Below are 25,691 nucleotides of genomic sequence, written 5' to 3' on the forward strand. Positions count from 1 at the left end.
TTTGTTACTTAGTTTAAGAGAGTTTAACGTATTATTAACAGAAAATGAAAAAACGTACTTTGGTACTAGGAGCCTCTTTAAAGCCCTCTAGATATTCGAATATTGCTATTAAAAGGTTAAGAGATAATGCTATAGAAACTGTAGCAGTTGGTTTACAAAAAGGAATTGTTGCAGATGTAGCTATTGAAACAGAAAATATTTTTTTCGAAAATATTGATACTGTAACCTTATATCTAAATCCAAAGCGTCAGGAATCTTATTATGAGTATATAATTAATTTACAACCTCGTAGAGTGATTTTTAACCCTGGAGCTGAAAATATTGAGCTTATGGAGTTGTTAAAAGAAAATGGTATTGAGAGTGAAATAGCTTGTACTTTGGTGCTTTTATCAACAAAGCAGTATTAATTTAAAATTTCAACAGGAAAAGAATTAGTACTATATCTTTTTCCTGCTTCCGCTAATTCAGTATTCTTAAAAACTGTTTGAGCCTCAATTTTAAAATCGTTAATGTTTTTATACCTGCTAGAATAATGCCCAATAATTAATTTGTTTGCATTTGCTTGACTAGCAATAGAAGCTGCTTGTTCTGCAGTAGAATGTTTAGTTTTATCACATAAATCTTCTCTGTCTTTTAAAAATGTAGCTTCGTGGTATAACAAGTCTACATCTTTAATGATAGGAACAATGTCTGGTTTATAGGCAGTGTCACTACAGAAAGCAAAACTTAAAGGTTTAGGAGGGTCAATTGTAAGTTCTTCATTGGGAATTACTTCTCCTGTAGAAAGAATAATATCTTTACCAGCTTTAATGTTATGAAAGTCACAAGTTTCTATTTCATCATATTGCTGAATATTCTCAATGTGTAACTTTCTAAGTTTAGGTTTTTCAGTAAATAAAAAGCCGTTAGTGTACACTCTATGATTTAAAGGAATGGTTCTTACAGAAACTTTATCGTCTTCAAAAATAAGTTCACTTTCTTTAGATTCTAGTTCGTGAAAAGTAATAGGGTACTTAGTCCACGATTTTGAAACTTTTAACTGAAGTGTTGTCACCTCTTTTATGCCTTTAGGACCGTAAATATGTAACTCTTTTTCTCTGTTTAAAATTCCAAAAGTAGCAATAAGTCCAACTAAACCAAAAAAGTGATCACCATGCAAATGAGAAATAAAAATATGGTTGATTTTTGAAAAACCAACCTTGTATTTTCGCATTTGACGCTGTGTACCTTCTCCACAATCAATTAAAAAATGACGATTGTTAATTTCTAAATATTGGGCAGTAGGATAAGCATTAACTCTTGGGGTAGCAGAATGACAACCTAAAACAGTTAAATGTAAACTCATTTATTTAATTACAAAGCGTTTTGAGATTATTTCTTTATTGCTTTGTATTGCATAAATATACATTCCAGATTTTAAATCATTACGTTGAAACGGAAAAGAGTTACGTCCCTCAACCACTTTAAGCTCTTTATTATAAACTGTTTTACCTAATACGTTTCTAACAGTTAAAATAACTGTTTGACTATGTTTAGCATTAAAGTAAATAGTAGTATTGTTCGTAAAAGGGTTAGGGGATGCTACTAATTTCTCGATTGATTTTTCTTGAGAAAAACCGACGGAAATAGCTAAGAAAAAAGTTATAAATAGTATTTTTTTTACCATAAATTATCATTTAGGGGATGGATAATTATTTAAAAATATAAGGTTAAAAACCTAAATCACGTTGAATGTTTTCCATTTCTATAACATCTTCTGCTTCTACTAAAGTAGGAACAATGTTAAAGGTGTCAGGAAAATCATCAATAGTAACATCTTTAGACACAACTACAAAAGACATGCCATTGTTTTGATGTTCTTCCGCGTATTTCAAAAATAGCAAAATATTTTTGTTAGACGCATTAAAATCTTCTGAAATTATAATAATCAGGTTTTTTCCTGTAAGGTTTAGGTATTCATTTTCAAAGTTTTCTAAGAAATTAGAAAATGTTTTCTCATCAGAAGAAATTAAAGTGTAATCAGTTTTATCAGTTATGTTCATGACTATCTTTTTATTTGTTGTGCTAACAAATAAATAACTGCCATACGAACAGCAACTCCATTTTCTACTTGGTTTAGAATAATTGATTGATCACTGTCGGCAACATCACTTGTTAGTTCTACACCTCTGTTAATAGGTCCTGGGTGCATTATGACAATTTTTTTGCCAAGATTATCTAAAATTTCTTTGTTGATACCAAAAAGCTGTGTGTACTCTCTAGTTGATGGAAAATATTTTATATCCATACGTTCGTGTTGTACACGTAATACATTAGCAACATCACACCACTCTAAAGCTTTTTTAAGGTTGGTTTCTACTTCAACTCCTAAACTTGAAATGTATCTAGGAATTAAAGTACTAGGTCCACAAACTTTTACTTTAGCTCCTTGTAATTGTAGTGCAAAAATATTTGATAAAGCTACACGTGAGTGTAAGACATCACCAACAATTACAATTTTCTTTCCTTTTAAGTCGCTATTTAAAGTTTCACGCATAGAAAAACTATCTAATAATGCTTGGGTTGGGTGTTCATGTGTACCGTCTCCAGCATTAATAATTTTAGCGTCTACATGGTTTGATAAGAAAATTCCTGCTCCAACATTTGAATGTCGCATCACAACAATATCAACTTTCATTGACAAAATATTGTTAACGGTATCAATTAAAGTTTCTCCTTTTTTTACTGAAGATTGTCCTGCAGAAAAATTAATAACATCAGCAGATAAACGTTTTTCAGCTAATTCAAAAGAAAGTTTTGTACGCGTACTATTTTCAAAAAATAAATTAGCGATGGTAATATCACGTAACGAAGGAACCTTTTTTATAGGTCGGTTAATGACTTCTTTAAAATGAGCAGCAGTTTCAAAAATAAGCTCAAGGTCATTTTTGTTAAGGTATTTAATTCCTAATAAATGTTCAACACTTAACTGCTTCATTTTAGTTTGTTTTTTTAATCATAACTAATCAAGCTTTGAGGGCTTGGGTTCAAGGTAAATTGTATCTTCTTTATGAGTTTCTTGCCAGTTCACAACTACTTTTTCTTCATTGATGGCATCTACTTGTCTTCCTCTATAATTAGGTTGAATTGGTAAATGACGGCTAAAGCGACGATCAATTAATACTAATAACTCAATATTATCAGGTCTTCCGTATGATTGTAGTGCTGTTAAAGCACTTCGAACGCTTCTTCCTGAAAATAAGACATCATCAATAATAACCACTTTCTTTCCTTCAATTAAAAAGTTAATTTGTGTAGAAGTGGCTTCTAAAGGTTCTTCTCTTCTGCGAAAATCATCACGATAAAAAGTAATATCTAACAAGCCTAACTTTAAGTCTTCAATATGATATTCCTCTCTTAATAATTTAGCCAATCGATTAGCTAAATAAGAGCCTCTAGGCTGCAATCCTATTAAAACGGTGTTAGAAAAATCGTTATGATTCTCGATTAACTGACACGCTAATCGATGCAGAATGATTTCAATTTCTTTCGAAGTAAGTAGTGTTTTTCTGCTCATTTGTTGCTACCAAATTGGTTTGATAGTTCAACGTTCAAAATTAAGGCAAAAATTTACGCTGACAAAATTAAACTTAATGAAACCTAAAACTTGGTCTATAAAATTATCTTTACATTTGCGCACTTTTACAAAAGACTCTTAGAAATTATGATGAAATACATTAAAGGTAAGAAGATTAACATAAAAGACGATTCTTTAGCAGGGATTACAGTATCGTTAGCAATGATACCAGAAGTAGTAGCCTTTGCTTTCGTAGCTCAAATAAGTCCTATTGTAGCATTGTTCGGAGCTTTCGTGGTAGGAATTGTTTCCGCAATTTTTGGTGGTAGACCAGGTTTAATCTCTGGAGCAGCTGGTGCCGTAGCTGTAATTTTTGTAAATATGATACAAGAAGGACACGCAAAAGGATTGTTGTTTGATACACCTGTAGAAAATATGGGATACTTCTATTTACTAGCAGCTGTAGTTTTAATGGGAGTTATTCAAGTGTTAGCAGGAGTATTTAAATTAGGGAAATTAGTTAGATTAATTCCACATCCAGTAATGATGGGATTCGTAAATGGTTTAGCCGTTGTTATTTTTATCGCTCAATTAGGAATGTTCAAAGAAAACAAGAAGGATATTTTTGGACAAAACATGCGTAAAACTGAATCGAAAGAGTTGGTGTATAAAGTTGCAGATAACGAGGTGCAAGATTTAGTGTCAAATGCTGCATTGTTTTCAATTAAAGGAAATTCAATTATTAATAATGAAACAAACCAAGAAGTTTTTGTAAAATCAGAGACACAAGTGTTTGATGCAAAAACAAAAAAAGTTGTTTATAATATTGAAAATGGCGGATTTTATTCAGTAAAAGATAGTGGGGTAGTAAAATCTACTTTACAAGGAACAAAGCTGTATACTATGGTTGGATTAGTATTGTTAACGATGCTAATAATATGGTTACTTCCTAAAGTAACAACAAAAGTACCAGCAGCGTTAACAGCTATTTTAATTGTTACGTTTGTATCTATTTTCGGTGGATTAGAGTCTATAAATGTTGGAGATTTTATTAGAGATGGAGGAGGAGCTGGTTTGAATGGTTTTGATGAGATTTCTAAAAAAATGAATTTAGCAGAACTTTGGAGTAATTTACCATTCAACTTAGATACTCTAAAATTTATAGCGCCTTATGCCTTTTTAGCAGCTTCAGTTGGTTTGATTGAAACGTTAATGACGATGAATTTAGTGGATGAATTAACTGATTCTAGAGGTGATGGTAATAAAGAGTGTGTAGCGCAAGGAGCTGGAAATATGTTAAGCGGATTGTTTGGAGGAACAGGTGGTTGTGGTATGATTGGTCAAACCGTAATTAATATTAATGCAGGTGGTAGAGGACGCTTATCAGGAGTTATGATGGCGGTTACCTTGTTAATTTTTATCCTTTTTGCTGATAAATATATTGAGCAAGTACCTATCGCAGCCTTAGTGGGAGTAATGTTTATGATGGTAATTGACACGTTTGCATGGTCAAGCTTTAGAATTATGAACAAAATTCCAAAATCAGATGCAATTGTATTAGTTATAGTATCTGCGGTAACTGTAATTTTTGATTTAGCAATTGCTGTATTTGTTGGGGTAATTATTTCAGCATTAGTTTTTGCTTGGGAAAATGCAAAAAAAATTAGAGCGAGAAAACGTTTTAAAGAAGATGGAACTAAGATTTACGAAATTTGGGGACCATTATTCTTCGGAAGTATTACTGCTTTTAACGAAAAGTTTGATATTAAGAATGACCCAGCTAATGTGGAAATTGACTTTGTAGAATCGCGTATTTCTGATCACTCAGCTATTGAAGCTATTTTTATATTAGTAGAAAAATATCAAAAAGTAGGGAAGAAGGTAACCTTAAAACATTTAAGTGAAGATTGTAAGGTACTGTTATATAAAGCAAGCCCGATTTTTGCAGACATCATAGAAGAAGCGGTAGATGACCCTCGTTATCATTTAGCTGCAAATCCAGAAGATTTTCCAAAGCCATTATCAGAATATAGTTTTTAAATCGCAGAGCGATAGCCAAATATTTAGGTTAGGTTTTATAAAGAATAAAAAATCCCGCATAATTGTGCGGGATTTTTATTTTTCTTATTTTTTTTGAAGTGGGCTTATAATTTCCACATCGCTAAAAGCAATAGCTCCTCTAATTACACTATCAATAGTGCTTTTTAAAGCTTCAATTAATTGCATCTTTAACTGAGATTTGTGATAAATTAAGCTAACTTCTCGTGCAGGTGTTGGGGTTTCAAATTCTCTTAGATGAGTTTTATCTCGCTCATTTAAGTCCAGCGTATTTAAATAAGGAAGTAATGTCATTCCTAAACCGTCTTTAGATAACTTTATTAATGTGTCAAAACTTCCACTTTCTAATTGAAAGTGATGCGTCGAACTTCTTTTATTAGTTCTACAAAGATTAATTACACTGTCTTTAAAACAATGTCCGTCCTCTAATAATAAAATATCATCAACCTCTAAATCATCGACTTTTAATTTCTTTTGTTTAAATAATCGATGTTCGCTAGGAACTAAGCCTACAAAAGGTTCATAATATAAAACACGCTCTTTTATGGCTTCATTTTCTAATGGAGTAGCAGCAATAGCAGCATCTATATAACCATCCATTAGCTTTCTAACAATTTCTTCTGTAGTTAATTCTTCAATAACTAATTGAACTTTAGGGTAGTTTTTGCTAAACGTTTTTAAAAACATAGGAAGTAGTGTAGGCATAATTGTAGGGATTATTCCTAGTCTAAACTCACCACCTACATAGCCTTTTTGTTGATGTACAATATCAATAATACGATTACTTTCATCAACAATTACTTTAGCTTGCTCTACAATTCGTTTACCAACTTCAGTTAATTCAATAGGTTTTTTAGAACGGTTAAAAATTTTAGCATCTAATTCTTCTTCTAATTTCTGAATTTGCATACTCAACGTTGGTTGTGTAACAAAGCAATGCTCTGCAGCTATGGTGAAGTTTTTATATTCAGCAACAGCTAGTGTATATTTTAATTGTGTTATAGTCATTTCAATAATAATTTTCGATAAAGATATTAAAACAATCGATTACCTTTATAGTAAAACTGTTAAAACTTGCTTTAAATTTGTAGTGGAAAAAGTAAAAAACTTAAAATCAAAACAATATGTCAATTACAATTTTAGGATTAGATAAACAAAAAACTGAAAACTTAGTAAATGAATTAAATACATTATTAGCAAATTTTCAAGTGTATTATCAAAATGCAAGAGGGCTACACTGGAATATTAAAGGAAAAAACTTCTTTGAGTTACATATGAAGTTTGAAGAGTTTTATACAGATGCACAAGAAAAAGTAGACTTAATTGCTGAACGTATTTTAACGTTACAAGGAACACCATTACATACTTTTGAAGATTATACTAGTGTATCAAAAGTACCAGTAGGAAAAAATATTTCAAATGATGTTGAAGCAGTAAAATTAATTATTGATTCGTTATCAGAATTATTAAAAATAGAACGTTTAATTCTTGATTTGTCAGATAAAGCAGAAGATGAAGGAACAAACTCAATGATGAGTGACTTTATTGCAGAACAAGAAAAAACATTGTGGATGATGAATGCTTGGTTAGGCTAAGAATAGTTATCTATGTTTTGGGGATGAAAGAGCAACGTGTTTACGTTGCTTTTTTTGTTTTTAGTAAAACGATGTAACTTATTTGTTTTTATGTCGTCCTAAGTATAATAATCATGAAAACAACCCAAATGAAAAACCGAATCCAACTAAAAAAAATATTACTATTCTCTTTATGTTTTTTATTGACAAGCATAGTTTCAGCTCAAAGTTTAGAGTCAAAAATTGATAAAATTTTAAAAGCTCAATTTAAAGATAAAGAAACTGGAGTAGTGGCTTTGGTTGCTAAAAAAGGAAATGTTATTTATAGAAAAGCTTATGGAAAAGCTAATTTAGAGTTAGATGTAAACATGAAGCCAGAAAATGTTTTCGAAGTAGGTTCAATTACCAAACAGTTTACAGCAGTTTCAATACTAATGTTGCTAGAAGAAGGAAAACTAAGTTTACAAGACGATATAACCAAGTTTTTACCTGATTATCCAACCCAAGGAAAACAAATTACCGTTCATCACTTATTAACACATACTTCTGGGATTAAAAGTTATACCTCAATGCGAAAGTTTGGTGAAGTGATGACTATAGATGAATCTCCTTTAAAGTTTATCGATTTCTTTAAAAATGAACCGATGGATTTTGAACCAGGAGAACAGTATAAATACAATAATTCTGGGTACTTCATTTTAGGATATATTGTTGAAAAGGTAAGTGGAATGAGCTATCCAAAGTTTGTAGAAGAAAGAATCTTTAAGAAATTAAACATGAATTCTTCTTATTACGGAAGTCATACAAGATTAATTAAAAACAGAGCAACGGGTCATCAAAAAAGGAATGGAGAGTTCGTAAATGCTCAATATATAAGTTTAACATTACCTTATGCAGCAGGATCAATTATGTCGAATGTAGATGATATGTTACGATGGCAAACAGCAATTAGTAATAATACACTAGTTAAAAAAGAAACAATTGATAAAGCGTTTACCAATTACACATTAAATAATGGTAAGAAAATAAACTATGGATATGGATGGGGGCACAATGAAATAAATGGTGTTCCAACTATTGAACACGGTGGAGCAATACCTGGATATAGGTCTATGGGAGTATATGTTCCTAGTGAAGATGTGTATGTAATTATATTCTCTAATTGTGGAAATCAATCACCAACAAGTACAGCTATAAAAATAGCAGGGTTGGCTATTAATAAACCTTTTTCTACAAATAATAACGCTGTTTCTTTATCAAAAGAAGAGTTAAAAAAATGGGTAGGTACTTATAAGTTTGAAGATGGAGGAATTCGTATTATTACGATAGAAAATAACCAGCTGTACAGTCAAAGAGAAGGAAGTTCAAGCAAATTTAAGATTTATCCTACTTCACCAAATAATTTTTCTTTTGAAGACGGATTTTACACGTATAAGTTTTCAGAGAAAAAAGGAAAGAAAATAGCAATCTTTCAAAACAGAATAAAAAAAGAAAAAGGTATGCTTATGCCTAATCAAAGCTAAAAAACAAAATTAGAATAAATACTTAATTAAAATACGAATACTCACAAAGGCAATCAAAATAGCGGTTGCCTTTTTTAGTTGAGTAGGAGTAAAGAATTGGTTACTCATTCTACTACCAATTTGACCACCAATAAAAACAGTAATTAATAAAATAGAAGTAAGCTTCCAGTTGATAGAAAATTCAGGGTTTGTATACTGACCTATTAATCCAGATATAGAATTTACTAAAATAAAAAAGCTTGCTGTAGCAGCTATTTTTTTAGGAGTGTCCCATTTGGTTAAGTGAAGTAACGGAGCTAAGAAAATACCGCCACCAATTCCAACCATTCCAGAAATAAAACCAATAATTCCGCCATAACCTGCATTTTTTACTAGGTTTAAATCGGTAGTTTTATTGTTGTTGGTAACTACTTTATTAGAAACCCACATGGTAATAGCTGCAAAAAGTAGTGTAAAACCTAAAAGAATAAAGAAAAACGTTTGACTTATTCGTAAATAGCCACCCAAAAAAGCCATAGGAATACTAAATAAAGTAAGCGGAATAACCTTTTTCCAGCTATATTGTTTTTGTTGCATGTAGAGGAAAACATTACCTGTAACAACCATTACATTACAAAGTAAAGCAGTAGCTCTTATTTGTGTAAAAAGTAAGCCAGTAAGTGCTAAAACAGCTAAGTAACTAGAACCACCACCAAATCCGACAGAGGAGTATAGAACAGCTACAATAAAAAAAAGTAAGATTATGTACCAATTAGTACTTAAAACATCTAGAAAAAGAGATATCACCATATAAAACAAATGTAACTATAAAAGTTTTTTGAAAAAAGCTGATGATTTATTCTTTTATAAAAGACTTTTTAAATTGCTGAGGAGTAATCATCTCCATTTTTTTAAACTGCCTATTAAAGTAGCTAACATTATTAAATCCTGATTTGTAAGCTATTTCAGAGATTCGTAGGTTTTTAGATTGCTTTATAAGTTTTTTAGAAAATTTAATTTTTTCAGAATTTATATAATCAATAGGAGAGATTCCCAAGGTGTTTTTAAATTTTTTATGAAAATGAGATGTGCTCATACAAGCCTTTTTAGCTAACAATTCTACAGTGATATCTTTATTAGTAAGATTGTTTTTAATAAACTTAATAACCATGCCAATACGGGTATCTGTAAATGTACCGGAAGGATCATTTAAAATAAAAGCTTTAGCCTTCGTTTGTAATAATCTAACAATCAATTCTTGTATCATAAGATCAAGAAGAATGTCTTTAGATTTGTTTTGATTGGTAAACGTATGTACCAAACGTCCAATTAAATGATTAATATCCGTATTATGAACAAGGTGGGAAGAAGTTTCGTTTAATTTCCAATGATTGTTTTCGCGTTCTATAGTTACATTGTGATTAAACTTTTCTACAATTTCATCAATCTTATCAGAGTCAATACCTAAAGCCAAACATTGAGTGGGATTATCTTTTTTAGCCAAGGGGAAATCTATAATCATTTCTTTGTTAGTTGGCATTACCACAGATTCACCAGGGAAAAAATCAAAAGGCTCCATACCTTCTAAATGCATTACTTTTTTTCCAGTGAGCATACTTGCAATCACAGGAAAATCAAAAGTCAAAGAAACCTGTTCAGCACTTTTATGAGTCTCAAAAATATTTAACTCAGCATATTCAGCATTATACGTAGTTCTGTTTTCTATTAAAGTAGTAAGCTTTCTGCTTTCTTTATGTCGACTTAATAAATGGTTCATAATCAATAGTACAAAAATCTATCTATCCTTTTTTTGAGATAATAGATATGTGTAACAATTTAATAAATACGTTTAATATTATGTTTTATTTTGATGGTTGATTTAAGTAAAACTTTTACAAATTCAAATTACTGAAATAAAACCCACTTTTCTCCTTTTATATGAATAAAGATCAATATGAATACGGAAGTATACGCACTTAACCATTGATGTAACTGAAGGAAGAGGAGCAAGTTTTTCATTAGAAATTTCTTTAGGAGTTCGTTTCATTATACATTCACGTTTATTGCAACAAGAGGATGAAGAGTAGCATATGTTTTAAGAAGAAGAATTAATAAGTTGATAAACAATTAAAAATGATTTATTTTAGTAGCTTAAGCTAAAATAAAAAGGAGTATAAGAATGAGTAACTACCACGTAAAAACATTAGAAGAATATTTTCAAGTATATAGAAAGTCCGTTAGAAATCCAGAATTATTTTGGGAAGAAATAGCAGAAGAACACTTTGTTTGGAGGAAAAAATGGGATACCGTTTTAGACTATGATTTTGAGAAAACTGAGTTCAAATGGTTTGAAGGAGCAAAGCTAAATATTACAGAAAACTGTATCGATCGTCATTTGCATATTAGAGGAGACAAAACAGCTATTTTATTTGAACCCAACAACCCAAAAGAAGAAGCTCAACATATCTCTTATAAAGAGCTACACAAGCGTGTTTGTAAGTTCGCTAATGTGTTAAAAGATCACGGAATTAAGAAAGGAGATAGAGTTTGTATTTACTTACCAATGATTCCAGAATTAGCTATTTCTGTTTTAGCTTGCGCACGAATTGGAGCAGTACACTCGGTTGTTTTTGCAGGATTTTCATCAACAGCATTAGCTACGAGAATTAATGATTGCGAAGCAAAAATGGTAATTACTTCAGATGGTTCTTACAGAGGAGCAAAAACTATTGATTTAAAAAGTATTGTAGATGAAGCATTAGAAGACTGCCCTAGTATAGAAAATGTATTGGTTGCTAAAAGAATTAATTCAGATATTCAATTAAAAGAAGGACGAGATAAGTGGTTAGCACCTTTATTAGAAGAAGCTTATCAAGATTGTGTTCCAGAGATTATGGATGCTGAAGATCCATTATTCATTTTATACACTTCTGGTTCAACAGGAAGTCCAAAAGGAATGTTACATACCACAGCGGGTTACATGGTATACACAGCATATACGTTTAAAAATGTTTTCAATTATAAAGAGAATGATGTGTATTGGTGTACCGCAGATATTGGTTGGATTACAGGACATAGTTATATTGTGTATGGTCCGTTAGCAAACGGAGCAACAACTGTAATGTTTGAAGGAGTTCCTAGCTACCCAGATTTCGGTCGTTTTTGGGAAATTGTAGAAAAACACAACATAAATCAATTTTATACAGCGCCCACAGCAATTAGAGCATTAGCAAAAGAGAACTTAGAATTTGTTGATAGCCATAACCTTTCATCAGTAAAAGTGTTAGGTACGGTAGGAGAACCTATAAACGAAGAAGCATGGCACTGGTATAATGATAATGTTGGAAAAAAGAAAAGTCCAATTGTAGATACTTGGTGGCAAACTGAAACTGGTGGAATTATGATTTCTCCTTTACCTTATATCACTCCAACAAAACCTACTTATGCAACATTGCCTTTACCAGGAATTCAAATAGCATTGATGGATGAAAACGGAAAAGAAGTAAAAGGAAATCAGGTTGATGGAAGATTGTGTATAAAATACCCTTGGCCATCTATGGCAAGAACTATATGGGGAAATCATCAGCGCTATAAGGAAACATATTTCTCTGCATTCGATGATATGTATTTTACAGGTGATGGTGCTCTTCGTGATGAGGTAGGCTATTACCGAATTACAGGTAGGGTAGATGATGTAATTATAGTTTCTGGACATAACCTAGGAACTGCACCTATTGAAGATGCCATTAATGAGCATCCTGCAGTAGCAGAAAGCGCTATAGTTGGTTTTCCGCACGAAGTAAAAGGAAACGCTTTATATGGTTATGTGATTTTGAAAGAAACCGGAGAGGTAAGAAATCAAGATAACTTACGTAAAGAGATAAATCAAATTATTACGGAGCATATCGGTCCGATAGCGAAGTTGGATAAAATTCAGTTTACTGAAGGAGTACCCAAAACACGTTCAGGAAAAATTATGCGTCGTATTCTTCGAAAAATTGCACATAATGAATTAGATAATTTAGGAGATGTTTCTACACTCTTAAATCCTGAAGTGGTACAGAATATAATTGATAACAGATTATAAAATAGTGAAAAGGGATTCTTATAAGAATCCTTTTTCTTTTGCTATTAAAATCAAATCACGATCATCAGAATTGTCAACCTCAAATATTTTAGCCATTTGTCGTTTTCTTTTTTGTACAGCAGCTAATGATAAAGGTAGGATGTTGGGTAGTTTATTTACACGATTACCAATAGATAATTCATACAAAATTTTTCGATCCAAATCATCTAAAAAATACTCATTGGACACTTGATTTCTCAGCATTTTCATTACCGTTTTGCTGTAGTAAGGAGGGTCGTTAAGTACTTCTTCAATAGCATGAACTAACTCTACAGGGGTAATGTCATTTTTAACTAAGAACCCATCAGGGTTTACGTTTTTTAAAATACTATGTACTCGGTAATTATCGTTAAAAGTAGTGGAGATAATAATTTTAGACTCAGGAAGTTTTTCGTTTATAATCAAACCTAAATCCTCACCAGATAAAATACCTTTTTCTTCTAGAGGGGGTAAACTAATATCTAAAAAAATAATTTCAATAGATCGATTAGAAGAAGAATACGTTTCTATAATTTCATCGGCAGCACCACAGTTATTTGCTATTTGTACCTGAAAAGAAATATTTTCATTTTGACTTTCAATGTAAGCGAAAGCACTTTTGTAGGCTTCTGATATTAAAGGATGATCGTCAATTATTAAAGCGTTATACTTTTTACTTTCCATTTTTAGTATTAAAAGGGGTTATAATAACAAGTGTAGTTCCTTGGTTTTCTTTAGAAAAAAACTCTAAAGTACCACCTAGTTTTTGTACCCTTGCTGTAATATTTTTTATACCAATTCCCTTTTTCTTTTTCTCGGTATTAAAACCAATTCCGTCATCTTTTAACGAAATAATGAGCTCTTTTTTCTTAAAAGAAACGTCTAAGGTAACATTTTTTGCTTTAGAATGCTTAATAATGTTTTGTAAAGCTTCTTGAATGATACGATATACATTGGCTTTTGTAACCTCGCTAATTTCGCTCCACGGGATAGTTTTGTCAAAATCAAATTGATAAGTAAAGTTACCAATGGCGCTTCTGTCCTTTAAAAGTTGTGTTAAAATTGTTGTAAAGTTAATATTGGCGCTATCAAAATTGTCGCTTAACCTATGAGAAACATCTCTAATTTCCTTTTCTATCTCTTGTAACTCATCTAAAAAAGCTTGGTGTTTTTCTTGAGTTTCGGGTTTCATTTGCATTGCTAAAAAACCAAGGTTTACCCGAGTACCGAAAAGTTTTCCTAAAACACCATCATGAAGTTCTGCTGAGATACGATTACGTTCGTTAACACGTTCTTCTTCTAACTTAGCCTGTTGTTGTAGTGTTAATACATATACTTCTTCATTGGCTTTTTGTTGTTCCGCCTCTAGTTTTAATTTTTCATTTTTTACTTTTTGTACACGTAAAAAATATAGTAGGCTAAGAACTAACAGACCTGCAAAACTAGTTACTATAATCCATGCACGTTGTTGGCTTAAACGCTCCGTTTCTTCAATATACTCATCTGTTTCAAACTCAATACGTGTAAATTTATTTTGTATTCTACGTTCAGCACTAATTAAACTATCGTTAAACTCTATATAACGATCTAAGTATTTTTTAGAATTTTGTTTGTCTAAATTGGCGAGTTGATTTAAAGTAGTTAAATAATCTCCCCCGTTTTTTAATTCTTTGGCCAGTATATTAGCTTCTTTGGCATATTGTAGCGCTTTTGTGGTGTCTTTGATATATTTATAATAATCTGAAATATGAATTTTTGAAGTTAGAATTCCTCCCTTGTTTTTTAAGCTGTCTCTTATATGCAAACTTTTGAAAAAGTCTTTTTTTATGTTTGTAGTATCTTTTACAAGAAGTCTAGCATATGTTTTATTATCAAGTACTCTAGCAAAACTACTAGCTTTATTGTTGTCTATTAAGGCCTCGTTGTAATAATTTATAGCCTTTTTAAACTTTTTCTTCTTTGAATATATATTACCTATGTTATTAAAAACTTGAATGTATTTAGCCCTAGATTTTTTTTTGTCGAGTTTTTTGAGGAAAAATAAGGCTTTATGATAGTATTCTAAAGCTTTATCGTATTCATTAATATCTTTTTGCAGTAAACCTAATTGGTTATAAGAAATATAAAGATCTTGGTTTTTACTTAAAGATTTAAAAATCTCAATAGCTTTAATTGTTAAATTCTCACTACCATAGTAATCTTTAAATCTACCTTTAACATGAGCCATACCATGTAACATTTTCCCTTTTTCATATTTGTGCCCTCCTTTATTGAAGGCTTCATACCCTTTATTGAAATGGTAATAAGCCTTAGGGTAGTTTAGTTTTCTAACAAAATATGTGGCATAATTCCAGTGAGCATCACCTAAAGCATAATAATTTTTTTGTTTATGAGAAATTTCTATGGCTTTGTTGTTGATTTTTTTAAAAAAGGAAGTGTCTTTTAGTTTATAATACTCATAAGCTATAGAGCTTAATTCTAAAGGACTATTTAAATTATTGTTTAATATGTGTTTGTACGATTTTAGAAGTAGCTTCTTTTTGTTGTTAACTTCTAATTCTTTGTTTTTGGCTTGATTCATCCAAGTTTTTATACTGTCACTTTGAATTAGATTGATATTAGTGTTGTATCCAAAACTACTTTTGATAAGTAGAATTAACAGAGGGAAAAAAGTGATGCTTTTTATCATTTTAAATTAAAAGTGGTAAGCAAATCTATAAAAAAAGCCCTTAACATATGTTAAAGGCTTGACTTATTAATTAGTATTAATTTCCTTTACCACCATCATTTTCACCATCACCATCACCTGTGTCTCCATCTACTGGTGGATCAAGAGGGTTATCAATATCAATAGAATTAACTAACTCTATATGATTATCGTTGTTGTTTGGTACAATATCTTCTGTTAAGTCTGTACAACTTGTAGTTAACAAAAATAACATGCATATTAGTAGTGTAAATTTTAAAGTTCTCATAATTTCAATTTTTAAATTTTGACAATAGTTTTCCTAGCCGCATGTGCGGCTCGTATAGCATCGAAATAAATTTTCGTGTGTATTACATCATTTTTTAAATGAGGCAATAGTCATCTAACCCAAGTGTTTGGGTAGTAAGTAGAATTAAATTGATAGAAACATCAATTCATGAAGATGCGTTACTACTAAGGCCTATTGAGTACAACAGACTTCAGGGAATTCTACTTTGTCATAAAGGAAGCATTTGCAATTTTGAAATGAACGCTAGTTGATTTTTAATTCTAAAATAGTGACAACATTATATATAATGAAGATAATTTTAGTAAGCGTTCTTGTTGAATGAGTAAACGTCCTTTTCCATTTAGTATGTGCAATTTTAATGTTTTCATAGCATTTATTTTGTCTTCTTAATATAGTGAAAAAAAACGAATTATACAAGTTTTAACTTGTTAAAAATGTGTTTTTTAATAAAAAAAGCGTCTTTTTTAAAAAAGACGCTTTTGTGTTATATATAAGTGTAGAATAATTGCTAATTCCTCATTAAATATTTTGCTCCACAATAAACATCCTTGTCTTTTTTTGTTCCGTAACCAGCTCCTTTTCTATAAGCTAAGCTGATACTTCTGTTTATGTTAGTTAATACCATAGTTTTAAATTATTATTTATTAATATACTTTAATAAGTATGGTACAAATATACGAAATTTTTACAATAAAACAAGTGTTTTTTAGATTTAAGTAATTGTAAATCAGTTATTTGCGTTGTTTTTAAGGTGAAGGAGGGCTGTCCGGATAATATCCAGATGAGTAGTGTTTTTGTAACGTTTTGTACGTTAGTGTCTTAGAGTTCAATTAAGAGTTTTTAGTATGTTTTAAATTAAAATTCCATTTTTCAAAAAAAATATAAAAAAAGCGTCCAAAATTAATTGGACGCTTTGTATATCATTAGTTTTTATAATCAAATCATATTTGAGTTTTCATTATAATTAACATACAACGTCCGGTTTCGAAAGATTCCTTCATCAGGATTCCCACGAAAACTACATGTTGAGCTTACAAGCTCTTGTGCTATATGTAAATTCATTTTTTTCATAAAAAGCAAATATATAAAATTTAAAATAATTACTGTTTTAACGAAATTTTTGGCTTTTGGGGTCTTTTTTACCTCATTTTGGTGAAAAAGTAAGTCAGTGACTTACTAAAAGTAAGTCACTGACTTACCAAAAAGAAAATTAGACGGCTTATTTTTGTCTCGGTTAAAATTTAGACCTTCAATAAGGTTAAGATATAAAATGGGGAATTATATCACGTCGTAGGGAAAGTTCTATGAAGAAAAAGAAAAACAAAATGATTTTTTTACTCTAACCAAAGTAAAAACTTGATGCAAGACAAAAAGCGCCTTTAAAAAGGCGTTTTTTGTATTAAAAGAACAAAAATAATGTTGCTAAATCTAATTCTATATATTTTTTATGTATTGAGTGCTTTCATTTTAGGTATAATAGCATTTTTAAAATAGTGTTGATAATTAATGTGTTAAGGTCTTTTCGTTATTGTGTATTTAATATTTTGGTAACCTTCGTAACCTTTTAGTGAGCTAGATTTAAACTACAGCTAAGAACTTCTTAAAGTAAGTGTTGTTGATTTGCGGACATAAAACAAAAATTAACATAATAATGAAAAACTTACTTAAATTAGGATTCTTAGGTGTTTGTGGAGCTATTGCTTTAACATCTTGCGATTCTGATAGTACACCTAGTCACGGAGATTCAATTGAATTAAAAGCACACTCAAAAACTCCAAACTTTTTAAAATTAGAATCAGAGTTTTCTGGAGTAAACATTTTTCCTTTATTGTCTTCTGAAGATAAGTTAGAAGATACACCAAACTTTGTATACGGTTCTATGGCAGATGGAGCTGGGTTAATGAGAAATTCAGAAGGAACTTATACTTTAATAAATAATATTGAGGCAGATTATTCAATTGCTCGTATTAAATTAGATAAAACTTTTAAGCCTGTACATGGTGAATATATTTTAAATGCAAATGCTACTGCTAGTACAGCACAGTGCTCAGGTTCATTAATTACAGAGGCAGAACATGGTTTTGGTCCATTATATTTATCTGGTGGAGAATGGGGAGGAGCTTCTAAAGGGGTTTTTGCAACAGATCCTTTAAAAAATGCTTCAGCAGCAAGTACTCCAAGAATGTTAACGGCTATGGGGCAATGGTCTACAGAAAATGCAGTGGCAATTGGTAAAGATGCGTACGCAGATAAAACTGTTGTATTTATTGGAGATGATCATTCAGATAATGAAGTACCTTCAGGCCAATTAGGAATGTATGTAGGTGATAGAGGAGATTTAGAAGGTGGTAAATTATATGGTTTAAAGGTAACTGATGAAGGGATTGCTTATGAGGTAGATATGAAAGAAGGTACAACTTATAATGCTTCTTTTGTTGAGTTAACCGAAAAGAATATCGATTTATTAGATGCGGAAGCTAAAGAAAAAGGAGTGATGGGATTCTCTCGTTTAGAAGATATTGATTGGAGAAGAGGTTCTGCTAAAAACAATCGTGAAATTTATTTTTGTGTAACAGGTCGTAAAAAAGACGGTTTAGTAGGAAAAGGAACTATCTATGGGCGTGTATATAAAGTAGAGTTAAATGAAAATGACCCTACTGGAGCAGCAAAAATTACCTGTGTTTTAGATGGAGATAAATTAGATGGTAAAGCAAAAGCTTTCCATAGTCCAGATAATATCGTAGTTACAGAAAACTATGCGTATATTCAAGAAGATCCAAACGGATATTTTGATGGTGAAAAGAATCACGCAGCTAGCTTATATCAATACAACTTGAAAACAGGGGAGTTAAAGAAGGTATTAGAGTGCGATCAGGTTGCAGCTTCTGCCCAAGGTTATGGAGTATCTTATCAAGATAAGGCATGGGAAATTACTGGTATGATCGATGTTTCTGAAACTATAGGAGTAAGCAATACATTTTTATTAATTACTCAAAATCATGGCTGGGAACCTGCTGATGGAGGAGCATTTACTGACCCTATGGCAAACGATGCAGCAGAAACAAGAAAAGAAGGAAGTCAATTATATGTAGTTCAAGGATTAGATAGATAATGACAAACAATTTTCAAAAAATACAAAAGGCACATGTTATCATGTGTCTTTTTCTGGTATCTATAATTGGTTGTAAACAAGAAAACGCAACAAGCTATTCAAAGCTAGATAATCGAGCTTTGGTGGCAAAAGTTCAAGAATATTATTCAAAGCGTCTTGATAACTGTATTTCAAGTTTAGAAGAAATTAATGTTGTTGATGAGATTTCCGAAAAACTCAATAAGTATAAGTTGGCGAGAAGGGAGTTTAAGTTGATAGAACCTATATTAGCTTTTGCTGATAAAGAAAACTACAAGAGTCTAAATGCTTCTAATATTTTAAAGATTGAAGAGGAAGATGCTACGGATATTAAAATAAGAGCCCCTTTTGGGTTTCAAGTTATTGAAGAGTTATTAAATGAGGATGAAGTTGACGTTGCAGAGGTAGGGAGCATTATAAAAAAGACAGTAAGTAGACTTAAACTAATAGCGGCAAACAACACGTTGTATTTAAAAAAGCATCATATTTTATGGCTGTTACGTGATCAAATTGCCCGTATAGCTTTGGTAGGAATAACAGGTTTTGATTCACCAGTGTTAGAGCAATCTTTATTAGAAGCAAAAACAAACTACGAAACCTTACTCTTTATTATAAATACGTATAAAAGTGAGTTTTCAAAAGATAAATTGTATACTGATTTTGTAAATGAGTTGCAGACAGCTCAAAAAATGTTACAAGAAAGCGATTTTGAGTCTTTTAACCGCTATGATTTTATAAAAAATCACACACATAAACAATTAGAATTATTGGCGAATACTGCTGAAGATTGGAAAGTGGAATTTCCTTTAACTATGGCGTTCAACAATAACATCACTTCATTATTTTCTAAAGAAACATTTAATATTGATTTCTTTAACGATTATCATCAGTTAGAAAAGGCAATGTCTAATGAAAAAATAGCTTTAGGAAGAAAACTATTTAATGATAAGAATTTATCAAAAGGCGGTGTTATGAGCTGTGCTACTTGTCATATTAAGGATAAAGCTTTTACCGATGGACTAGCAACTTTTCCGAAGCAAAAAAGAAATACACCAACCTTACCGTATGCTGCTTACCAACAAACTTTTTTTCACGATGGAAGAGCAGGTAGTTTAGAGGGGCAAATTGTGGGAGTTGTTGAAAATAAGAATGAGTTTCATACCAATTTAGAAAACTTGACAGAAACTGTAAAAAATGACAGTGCGTATACAAAATCGTTTGCTAATTTATATGGAAAGGTAACTGATTTTAACATCCGAAATGCAATAGCAAATTATATTAGAAGTTTAGGCGATTTTAGTTCTAAGTTTGATAAAAATATCAACAATAAAGAAAACACTTTAACAACTTCTGAAATCAACGGATTTAATCTTTTTATGGGGAAAGCAAAATGTGCCACTTGTCACTTTCCACCTGTGTTTAACGGGACAGTTCCACCTAATTTTACGGAAACAGAAGTAGAATCTATTGGAGTTCCAAATATGAAAGAAACAGGGTTAGATGGTGATTTAGGAGCTTATGATATATTTAAAACTGAAGAACGCAAATACTTTTTCAAAACTTCTACTGTTCGTAACATATCCAAAACGGCTCCCTATATGCATAATGGGGTGTATGAAACCTTAGAACAAGTAGTTGATTTTTATAATAAAGGTGGTGGACAAGGATTAGGATATAAAGTGCCAAATCAAACGTTACCATCAGATAAATTGAATTTGTCAGAAAAAGAAATTAAAGACCTAATAGCTTTTATGGAAGCCTTAACGGATGAATAATTCATTCAATTTTTATAGTTAACATAAAACTCTCTAATATATATATATAGAGAGTTTTTTATTTTTACTGTAATTTCTAATGGTAGTTTCGACCAATTAGAACAAATCAATTATCATGAAAAAAATAGTAGTACTAATCGCTATAGCTCTTGTTTCAATAGCATGCAAAAAAGAAGTTAAAAAGGAAACAATTAAAAAAGAAGAGGTAGCAACATTAAAATATCCGAAAGCATTAGAAAAAGTTCTTGAAAAACATGGAGGGATTGAACAATGGAAAAAAATGAAAACATTGTCATTCACACTTAAAAATGAAGAACATACTACGGATTTGCATTCACGAAAAACAGTAGTGAATTCACCAGAATATTCTTTAGGGTTTGATGGAAGAGAAGTGTGGTTACAGCAACAAGATTCAACAGCGTTTAAAGGAAACCCTGAGTTTTATTACAATCTATATTTTTATTTTTATGCAATGCCTTTTGTATTAGCTGATGATGGCATTGTGTATTCAGAAACAAAACCACTGACTTTTGAAGGAGTTAGCTATCCAGGAATAAAAATTTCATACAAAGCCAACGTAGGAACTTCACCAGATGATAATTATTTTATATTTTACCATCCAGAAACAAAACAAATGGCATGGTTAGGGTATACGGTTACTTATTTTAGCAAAGAACCAACTGATGCTTATAAAATTATAAAATATAACGATTGGGAAAATGTTAACGGTTTGTTATTACCAAAATCCATAACTTGGTATGCTAAAGATGAAAACGGGCAACCAACAGAACCAGGAAGAGAACCAATTCAGTTTAAAATGCCTTTGTTAAGTGAAGCATCATTAGCCAATAGTTTTTACGAAAAACCAAAAGAATAATCAACTAATAAAAAACAAAGTATGGATAAAAAGTATATATGGAAAAAAGAGTATACATTAGTCTTAGTGGCTAATTTAGTATACATCGTGTTATTTTACATAATCACTAACATATATACAAAATAAACCATGCAACTAATAGATTGGATTGTTCTTTCGGTAACCTTATTGTTTATTGTTTTATATGGAGCTTGGAAAACCAGAGGAAGTAAAAATGTTGAAGACTATATAAAAGGGGGAAACGAAAGTAAATGGTGGACGATTGGTTTGTCAGTTATGGCAACACAAGCCAGTGCTATTACTTTTTTATCTACTCCAGGACAAGCGTTCCATAGCGGAATGGGCTTTGTACAGTTTTACTTCGGGTTGCCAATAGCCATGGTAATTATCTGTTTGGTGTTTATTCCTATTTATCACCGATTAAAAGTTTACACAGCCTACGAATATTTAGAAGGAAGGTTTGATCAAAAAACTCGAACCTTGACAGCAATTCTGTTTTTAATTCAACGCGGATTAGCAGCAGGAATCACCATTTTTGCGCCCGCTATTATTTTGTCTGCTGTTTTGGGTTGGGATTTAATTACTTTGAATATCATCATTGGGGTTTTGGTAATTATTTATACTGTTTCTGGAGGAACAAAGGCAGTAAGTGTTACACAAAAACAACAAATGGCTGTAATTTTCGCAGGAATGTTTGTAGCTTTTTACTTGATATTACAATACTTACCCGACGATATTACATTTACCAAAGCACTAGAAATTGCAGGAGCTTCCGATAAAATGAAAGTGCTTGATTTTTCTTGGGATTTGAATAACCGTTACACGGTTTGGACAGGTATTTTAGGAGGGACATTTTTAATGTTATCGTATTTTGGAACAGACCAAAGCCAAGTACAGCGATACTTATCAGGAAAATCATTAAGAGAAAGTCAATTAGGATTGATTTTTAATGGGCTGTTAAAAGTACCGATGCAGTTTTTTATTCTGTTAGTAGGAGTGATGGTGTTTGTATTTTATCAGTTTAATCCGTCTCCTATAAATTTCAACCCCAAAGCTGGAGAAGCAATAGCAAATTCTAACCTTGAAACAATAGAGCAGTATGTTAAACTAGAAGAACAACATCGTTTTATTGAAGGAAGAAAGAAAGCATTGATCTTTGAAGGATTAACACCTGAGAATGTAGCACAGATTCAAGAGTTTAATGAACAAGATAAGGTGCTAAAAGAAGAAGCAAAGACTATTATTTCAAAAGTAGATCCATTGGTAGAAACAAATGATAAAGATTATGTGTTTATTCACTTTATCCTGAATAATTTACCCAAAGGATTAATAGGTTTGTTGTTAGCGGTAATTTTATCAGCTGCCATGTCTTCTACAGCATCTGAATTAAACGCTTTAGGAGGTACAACAGCTATTGATTTATACAAACGAAATACTAAAATAGAATATAGCGAAGAGCATTATGTAAAAATGTCAAAATGGTTTACCCTAGGTTGGGGGATTTTGGCAATTTTAGTCGCCTGTATAGCAGATTTATTTGATAATTTAATTCAGCTCGTAAATATTATTGGTTCTATTTTTTACGGAAATGTGTTGGGAATTTTTTTATTAGCCTTTTTTGTAAAGTTTGTCAAAGGAAATGCAGTATTTATTGCAGCGATAATTACGCAATTAATTATTATCGCAGTTTGGTACATCGATTGGCTACCGTATTTGTGGTTGAATGCCTTAGGGTGCGGTTTAGTAATGCTATTAGCAATACTAATTCAATCAACGTCTAAAGAAAACTAACTTTTTTCTATTCGTAAAGCATCAATAATATCAGAAGCAATTAATGCTTTGTGTCCTTTTTTGTAAGCGGCATCGTCACCTGCTTTTCCATGGAAAAATACACCCAATAAAGCGGAATGTAATGGAGGGTGATTTTGTGCTAACAACCCTGTGATAATTCCTGTGAGTACATCACCGCTACCACCTGTTGCCATTCCTTGGTTTCCAGAAGTGTTGAAGTATAAATTTCCTTCAGGAGAAGAAATAGTAGTATATGCGTTTTTTAAAACTACGACACATTGATATTTTTTAGAAAACTCAAGTTGCTTTTGAAAACGTTCAGTTGAGGTGTCAGATTTTCCAACCAATCTATCAAATTCTTTAATATGTGGAGTTAAGACAGAGTTTTTAGGAAGTAACGATTTTAATTCTTCGTTTTGAGCAATAATATTTATAGCATCAGCATCAATAACTAACGGACTATTACTTTCCGATACTAACTTTTTTACAAGTAGTGTTGTTTTTTCGTTAACACCTATTCCAGGACCTATCGCGAGAACGTCGTATTTGAAAATTTCTGGGAGTTGGGTCACGAATTCTTCATTCTCATCGGTTAGGCACATTGCTTCTGGAATGGAAGATTGCATAATTTGGTACCCGCATTTTGGTATGTAACTAGTCAGCAGACCTACACCACTTCGTAAGCAAGCTTTAGAAGAGAGTACTGCAGCTCCCATTTTTCCATAAGAACCTGCAATTAATAAAGCGTGTCCGTAACTTCCTTTGTGTGATTGACGTAATCGGGGTGTTAAAATTTCAGTAATCTTTTCATTTAAAATAAAATAGTTGCTTTCTTGTTGTTGAATAAAATCTTCATCTAAGTCAATATCAACTGTTTTCCAATTTTTTACAAAGGTTCCATTTTCAGGAAAAAAAAATGAAAATTTTGGTCGTTGAAAACTTACAGCAAGGTCTGCCTGTACAACAGTTTCAGAATCAGGAAGCTTATCACAATACAACCCAGAAGGAACATCAACAGCATATACAGTTTTTTTAGCATTATTAATACTTTCAATAACATGTTTTATAAAACCAGTAATAGGTTTAGAAAGTCCAAAACCAAAAATAGCATCAATAATCACATCATATTCAGAGAAGTCAGGAACTTTACTAGTTGATTTTATAATGATAGTATCATCAAGTTTTTGAAAATTAATATTACAATCTGAGCTAAGTGTATCTTTAAACTGAACTAAAAAAGGTTGTACAATATATTTTTTACTTTTTAAAATTCTAGCAATGGCAAATCCGTCACCTCCATTATTACCAACCCCACTAACAATAGCAATTTTTAGAGAACGATTTAGCAAAGGTTCAATAGCTTTTACAAAGGCTAAAGACGCTTGTCCCATCAAAGCAAAAGAGGTAACCCCTTTTTTAGTAATAGTATGTTCGTCAGCTTTTCGTATTTGAGCAACATTGATTATTTTTTGAAGATTTTCCATGTAAGAAATTTACAACATTACATAAAAAAAGCAAAAAGAAACCCACAAAGAATTTTGTGGGTTTACTATAATTAATGGTATACGTAGTTTTTATTGAATTCTAGCATTAACCAAACTCATAATACGTTCAAATTGTTCTTTAAGCCCCATGTCAGAATTATCAAACTCAATAGCATCGTCAGCCATGACTAAAGGAGAATCTTCTCGGGTAGAATCTATTCTGTCACGTTCTTGTACGTTTTGTAAAATTTCTTCGTAGTTAACCTTGTCACCACGGTCTATTAATTCTTTGTAGCGACGTGTAGCACGTTTATCGGCAGAAGCAGTCATAAATAATTTTAGTTCAGCATTAGGAAAAACTACGGTTCCAATATCACGACCATCCATAACAATACCTTTGTTTTTACCCATTTCTTGTTGCTCACGAACTAACTTTTTTCTAATTTCAGAAACTTCAGCAACTTTACTTACTAATTTAGAAACCTCAATACTTCTAATTTCTTTTTCAACATTAGTTCCGTTTAAAAACATTTCAGCAAAACCAAGTTTTTCATTAAATGTAAAAGACAAAGAAATGTTAGGTAAATCAGCAACTAAATCTTCTGAGTTAAAATGATTTTCAGAAATATAACCATGTTGCATGGCATATAAAGTAACAGCTCTATACATAGCACCAGTATCAACATAAATATAACTAAGCTCTTTAGCTAATTGTTTAGCAATAGTACTCTTTCCTGTAGATGAAAAACCGTCAATGGCTATAGTTATTTTCTTGGTCATAATATGAAGAATAGACAGCAAATATACGGTAGAATTTTAATATAGATGAAGGGTTTTGTAATA

The 25,691-nt window shown here is 31.3% G+C and carries 23 protein-coding genes; 10 read left to right on the top strand and 13 right to left on the bottom strand.

From position 1 onward, the window contains the following. Window positions 1-44 precede the first annotated feature (44 nt). On the top strand, window positions 45-407 hold the full coding sequence (locus tag D6T69_RS07580) for a CoA-binding protein (protein WP_125067173.1): 363 nt from the start codon (window positions 45-47) through the stop codon (window positions 405-407). Here the strand turns inward: D6T69_RS07580 and D6T69_RS07585 are convergent. From D6T69_RS07585 to pyrR, 5 genes are read right to left on the bottom strand one after another with little or no spacing between them, the layout of a single operon-like run. Beyond that, a complete protein-coding gene (locus tag D6T69_RS07585) occupies window positions 404-1,345 on the bottom strand; it encodes a ribonuclease Z (RefSeq protein WP_125067174.1) in 942 nt (313 codons plus the stop codon). The genes D6T69_RS07580 and D6T69_RS07585 overlap by 4 nt on opposite strands. Beyond that, on the bottom strand, window positions 1,346-1,666 hold the full coding sequence (locus tag D6T69_RS07590; protein ID WP_125067175.1) for a T9SS type A sorting domain-containing protein: 321 nt from the start codon (window positions 1,664-1,666) through the stop codon (window positions 1,346-1,348). Window positions 1,667-1,709: 43 nt separating this feature from the next. Further along, the gene (locus D6T69_RS07595) at window positions 1,710-2,042 is read right to left on the bottom strand and encodes a hypothetical protein (RefSeq protein WP_125067176.1); all 333 of its coding nucleotides are present in this window, start codon (window positions 2,040-2,042) and stop codon (window positions 1,710-1,712) included. Between the two features lie 2 nt (window positions 2,043-2,044). Continuing rightward, window positions 2,045-2,977: an aspartate carbamoyltransferase catalytic subunit gene (locus D6T69_RS07600; protein WP_125067177.1), complete on the bottom strand. Its 933-nt coding sequence runs from the start codon at window positions 2,975-2,977 to the stop codon at window positions 2,045-2,047. 24 nt (window positions 2,978-3,001) lie between these two features. Then, the gene (pyrR, locus tag D6T69_RS07605) at window positions 3,002-3,556 is read right to left on the bottom strand and encodes a bifunctional pyr operon transcriptional regulator/uracil phosphoribosyltransferase PyrR (protein ID WP_125067178.1); all 555 of its coding nucleotides are present in this window, start codon (window positions 3,554-3,556) and stop codon (window positions 3,002-3,004) included. Window positions 3,557-3,703: 147 nt separating this feature from the next. Here pyrR and D6T69_RS07610 point away from each other — a divergent pair, with 147 nt between their 5' ends. Beyond that, entirely contained in the window at window positions 3,704-5,596 is a 1,893-nt protein-coding gene (locus D6T69_RS07610; RefSeq protein WP_125067179.1) for a SulP family inorganic anion transporter, read from the top strand. 84 nt (window positions 5,597-5,680) lie between these two features. On the opposite strand, the gene D6T69_RS07615 is transcribed toward D6T69_RS07610, so the two are convergent. Continuing rightward, entirely contained in the window at window positions 5,681-6,622 is a 942-nt protein-coding gene (locus D6T69_RS07615) for a hydrogen peroxide-inducible genes activator (protein ID WP_125067180.1), read from the bottom strand. A gap of 116 nt (window positions 6,623-6,738) precedes the next feature. On the opposite strand from D6T69_RS07615, the gene D6T69_RS07620 reads away from it, so the two are divergent. Together D6T69_RS07620 and D6T69_RS07625 are read left to right on the top strand one after the other, a co-directional pair. After that, entirely contained in the window at window positions 6,739-7,209 is a 471-nt protein-coding gene (locus tag D6T69_RS07620) for a Dps family protein (RefSeq protein ID WP_125067181.1), read from the top strand. Window positions 7,210-7,322: 113 nt separating this feature from the next. After that, the gene (locus tag D6T69_RS07625; RefSeq protein ID WP_240628387.1) at window positions 7,323-8,711 is read left to right on the top strand and encodes a serine hydrolase domain-containing protein; all 1,389 of its coding nucleotides are present in this window, start codon (window positions 7,323-7,325) and stop codon (window positions 8,709-8,711) included. 9 nt (window positions 8,712-8,720) lie between these two features. On the opposite strand, the gene D6T69_RS07630 is transcribed toward D6T69_RS07625, so the two are convergent. Together D6T69_RS07630 and D6T69_RS07635 are read right to left on the bottom strand one after the other, a co-directional pair. Continuing rightward, window positions 8,721-9,500: a sulfite exporter TauE/SafE family protein gene (locus D6T69_RS07630; RefSeq protein ID WP_125067182.1), complete on the bottom strand. Its 780-nt coding sequence runs from the start codon at window positions 9,498-9,500 to the stop codon at window positions 8,721-8,723. A 46-nt stretch (window positions 9,501-9,546) separates the two neighbouring features. Continuing rightward, window positions 9,547-10,467, bottom strand: a complete 921-nt coding sequence (locus tag D6T69_RS07635) for an AraC family transcriptional regulator (RefSeq protein ID WP_125067183.1) — start codon at window positions 10,465-10,467, stop codon at window positions 9,547-9,549. A 205-nt stretch (window positions 10,468-10,672) separates the two neighbouring features. On the opposite strand from D6T69_RS07635, the gene D6T69_RS07640 reads away from it, so the two are divergent. Together D6T69_RS07640 and acs are read left to right on the top strand one after the other, a co-directional pair. After that, entirely contained in the window at window positions 10,673-10,777 is a 105-nt protein-coding gene (locus tag D6T69_RS07640; RefSeq protein WP_369919150.1) for a DUF779 domain-containing protein, read from the top strand. 92 nt (window positions 10,778-10,869) lie between these two features. Beyond that, entirely contained in the window at window positions 10,870-12,777 is a 1,908-nt protein-coding gene (acs, locus tag D6T69_RS07645) for an acetate--CoA ligase (RefSeq protein WP_125067184.1), read from the top strand. Between the two features lie 18 nt (window positions 12,778-12,795). On the opposite strand, the gene D6T69_RS07650 is transcribed toward acs, so the two are convergent. The 3 genes from D6T69_RS07650 to D6T69_RS07660 all read right to left on the bottom strand — a co-directional run bounded on the left by D6T69_RS07650 (window position 12,796) and on the right by D6T69_RS07660 (window position 15,770). Further along, entirely contained in the window at window positions 12,796-13,479 is a 684-nt protein-coding gene (locus D6T69_RS07650; protein WP_125067185.1) for a response regulator, read from the bottom strand. Continuing rightward, complete coding sequence (locus tag D6T69_RS07655; RefSeq protein ID WP_125067186.1) at window positions 13,469-15,484, bottom strand: tetratricopeptide repeat-containing sensor histidine kinase; 2,016 nt, start codon at window positions 15,482-15,484, stop codon at window positions 13,469-13,471. Before D6T69_RS07655 ends, D6T69_RS07650 begins: the two co-directional genes overlap by 11 nt. A 76-nt stretch (window positions 15,485-15,560) precedes the next feature. Continuing rightward, entirely contained in the window at window positions 15,561-15,770 is a 210-nt protein-coding gene (locus D6T69_RS07660) for a hypothetical protein (protein ID WP_125067187.1), read from the bottom strand. Window positions 15,771-17,442: 1,672 nt separating this feature from the next. Here D6T69_RS07660 and D6T69_RS07665 point away from each other — a divergent pair. The 4 genes from D6T69_RS07665 (at window position 17,443) to D6T69_RS07680 (ending at window position 23,364) form a co-directional block, all read left to right on the top strand. Next, on the top strand, window positions 17,443-18,903 hold the full coding sequence (locus tag D6T69_RS07665; RefSeq protein ID WP_125067188.1) for an alkaline phosphatase PhoX: 1,461 nt from the start codon (window positions 17,443-17,445) through the stop codon (window positions 18,901-18,903). A 41-nt stretch (window positions 18,904-18,944) separates the two neighbouring features. Beyond that, window positions 18,945-20,696 carry a cytochrome-c peroxidase gene (locus D6T69_RS07670; RefSeq protein ID WP_240628389.1) on the top strand — a complete coding sequence of 584 codons (1,752 nt, stop codon included), beginning with the start codon at window positions 18,945-18,947 and terminating at the stop codon, window positions 20,694-20,696. A 115-nt stretch (window positions 20,697-20,811) separates the two neighbouring features. Next, window positions 20,812-21,573: a DUF6503 family protein gene (locus tag D6T69_RS07675; RefSeq protein WP_125067190.1), complete on the top strand. Its 762-nt coding sequence runs from the start codon at window positions 20,812-20,814 to the stop codon at window positions 21,571-21,573. 129 nt (window positions 21,574-21,702) lie between these two features. Beyond that, window positions 21,703-23,364, top strand: a complete 1,662-nt coding sequence (locus tag D6T69_RS07680) for a sodium:solute symporter (RefSeq protein WP_125067191.1) — start codon at window positions 21,703-21,705, stop codon at window positions 23,362-23,364. Here D6T69_RS07680 and D6T69_RS07685 read toward each other — a convergent pair. Both D6T69_RS07685 and cmk read right to left on the bottom strand, forming a co-directional pair. Next, on the bottom strand, window positions 23,361-24,848 hold the full coding sequence (locus D6T69_RS07685; RefSeq protein ID WP_125067192.1) for an NAD(P)H-hydrate dehydratase: 1,488 nt from the start codon (window positions 24,846-24,848) through the stop codon (window positions 23,361-23,363). The two genes, D6T69_RS07680 and D6T69_RS07685, sit on opposite strands and share 4 nt — an antisense overlap. 90 nt (window positions 24,849-24,938) lie before the next feature. Further along, on the bottom strand, window positions 24,939-25,628 hold the full coding sequence (gene cmk, locus D6T69_RS07690; RefSeq protein ID WP_125067193.1) for a (d)CMP kinase: 690 nt from the start codon (window positions 25,626-25,628) through the stop codon (window positions 24,939-24,941). Window positions 25,629-25,691: the final 63 nt, after the last annotated feature.

It is taken from the genome of Tenacibaculum singaporense (genome assembly GCF_003867015.1).
GTDB classification, from domain to species: Bacteria; Bacteroidota; Bacteroidia; order Flavobacteriales; family Flavobacteriaceae; genus Polaribacter; species Polaribacter singaporensis.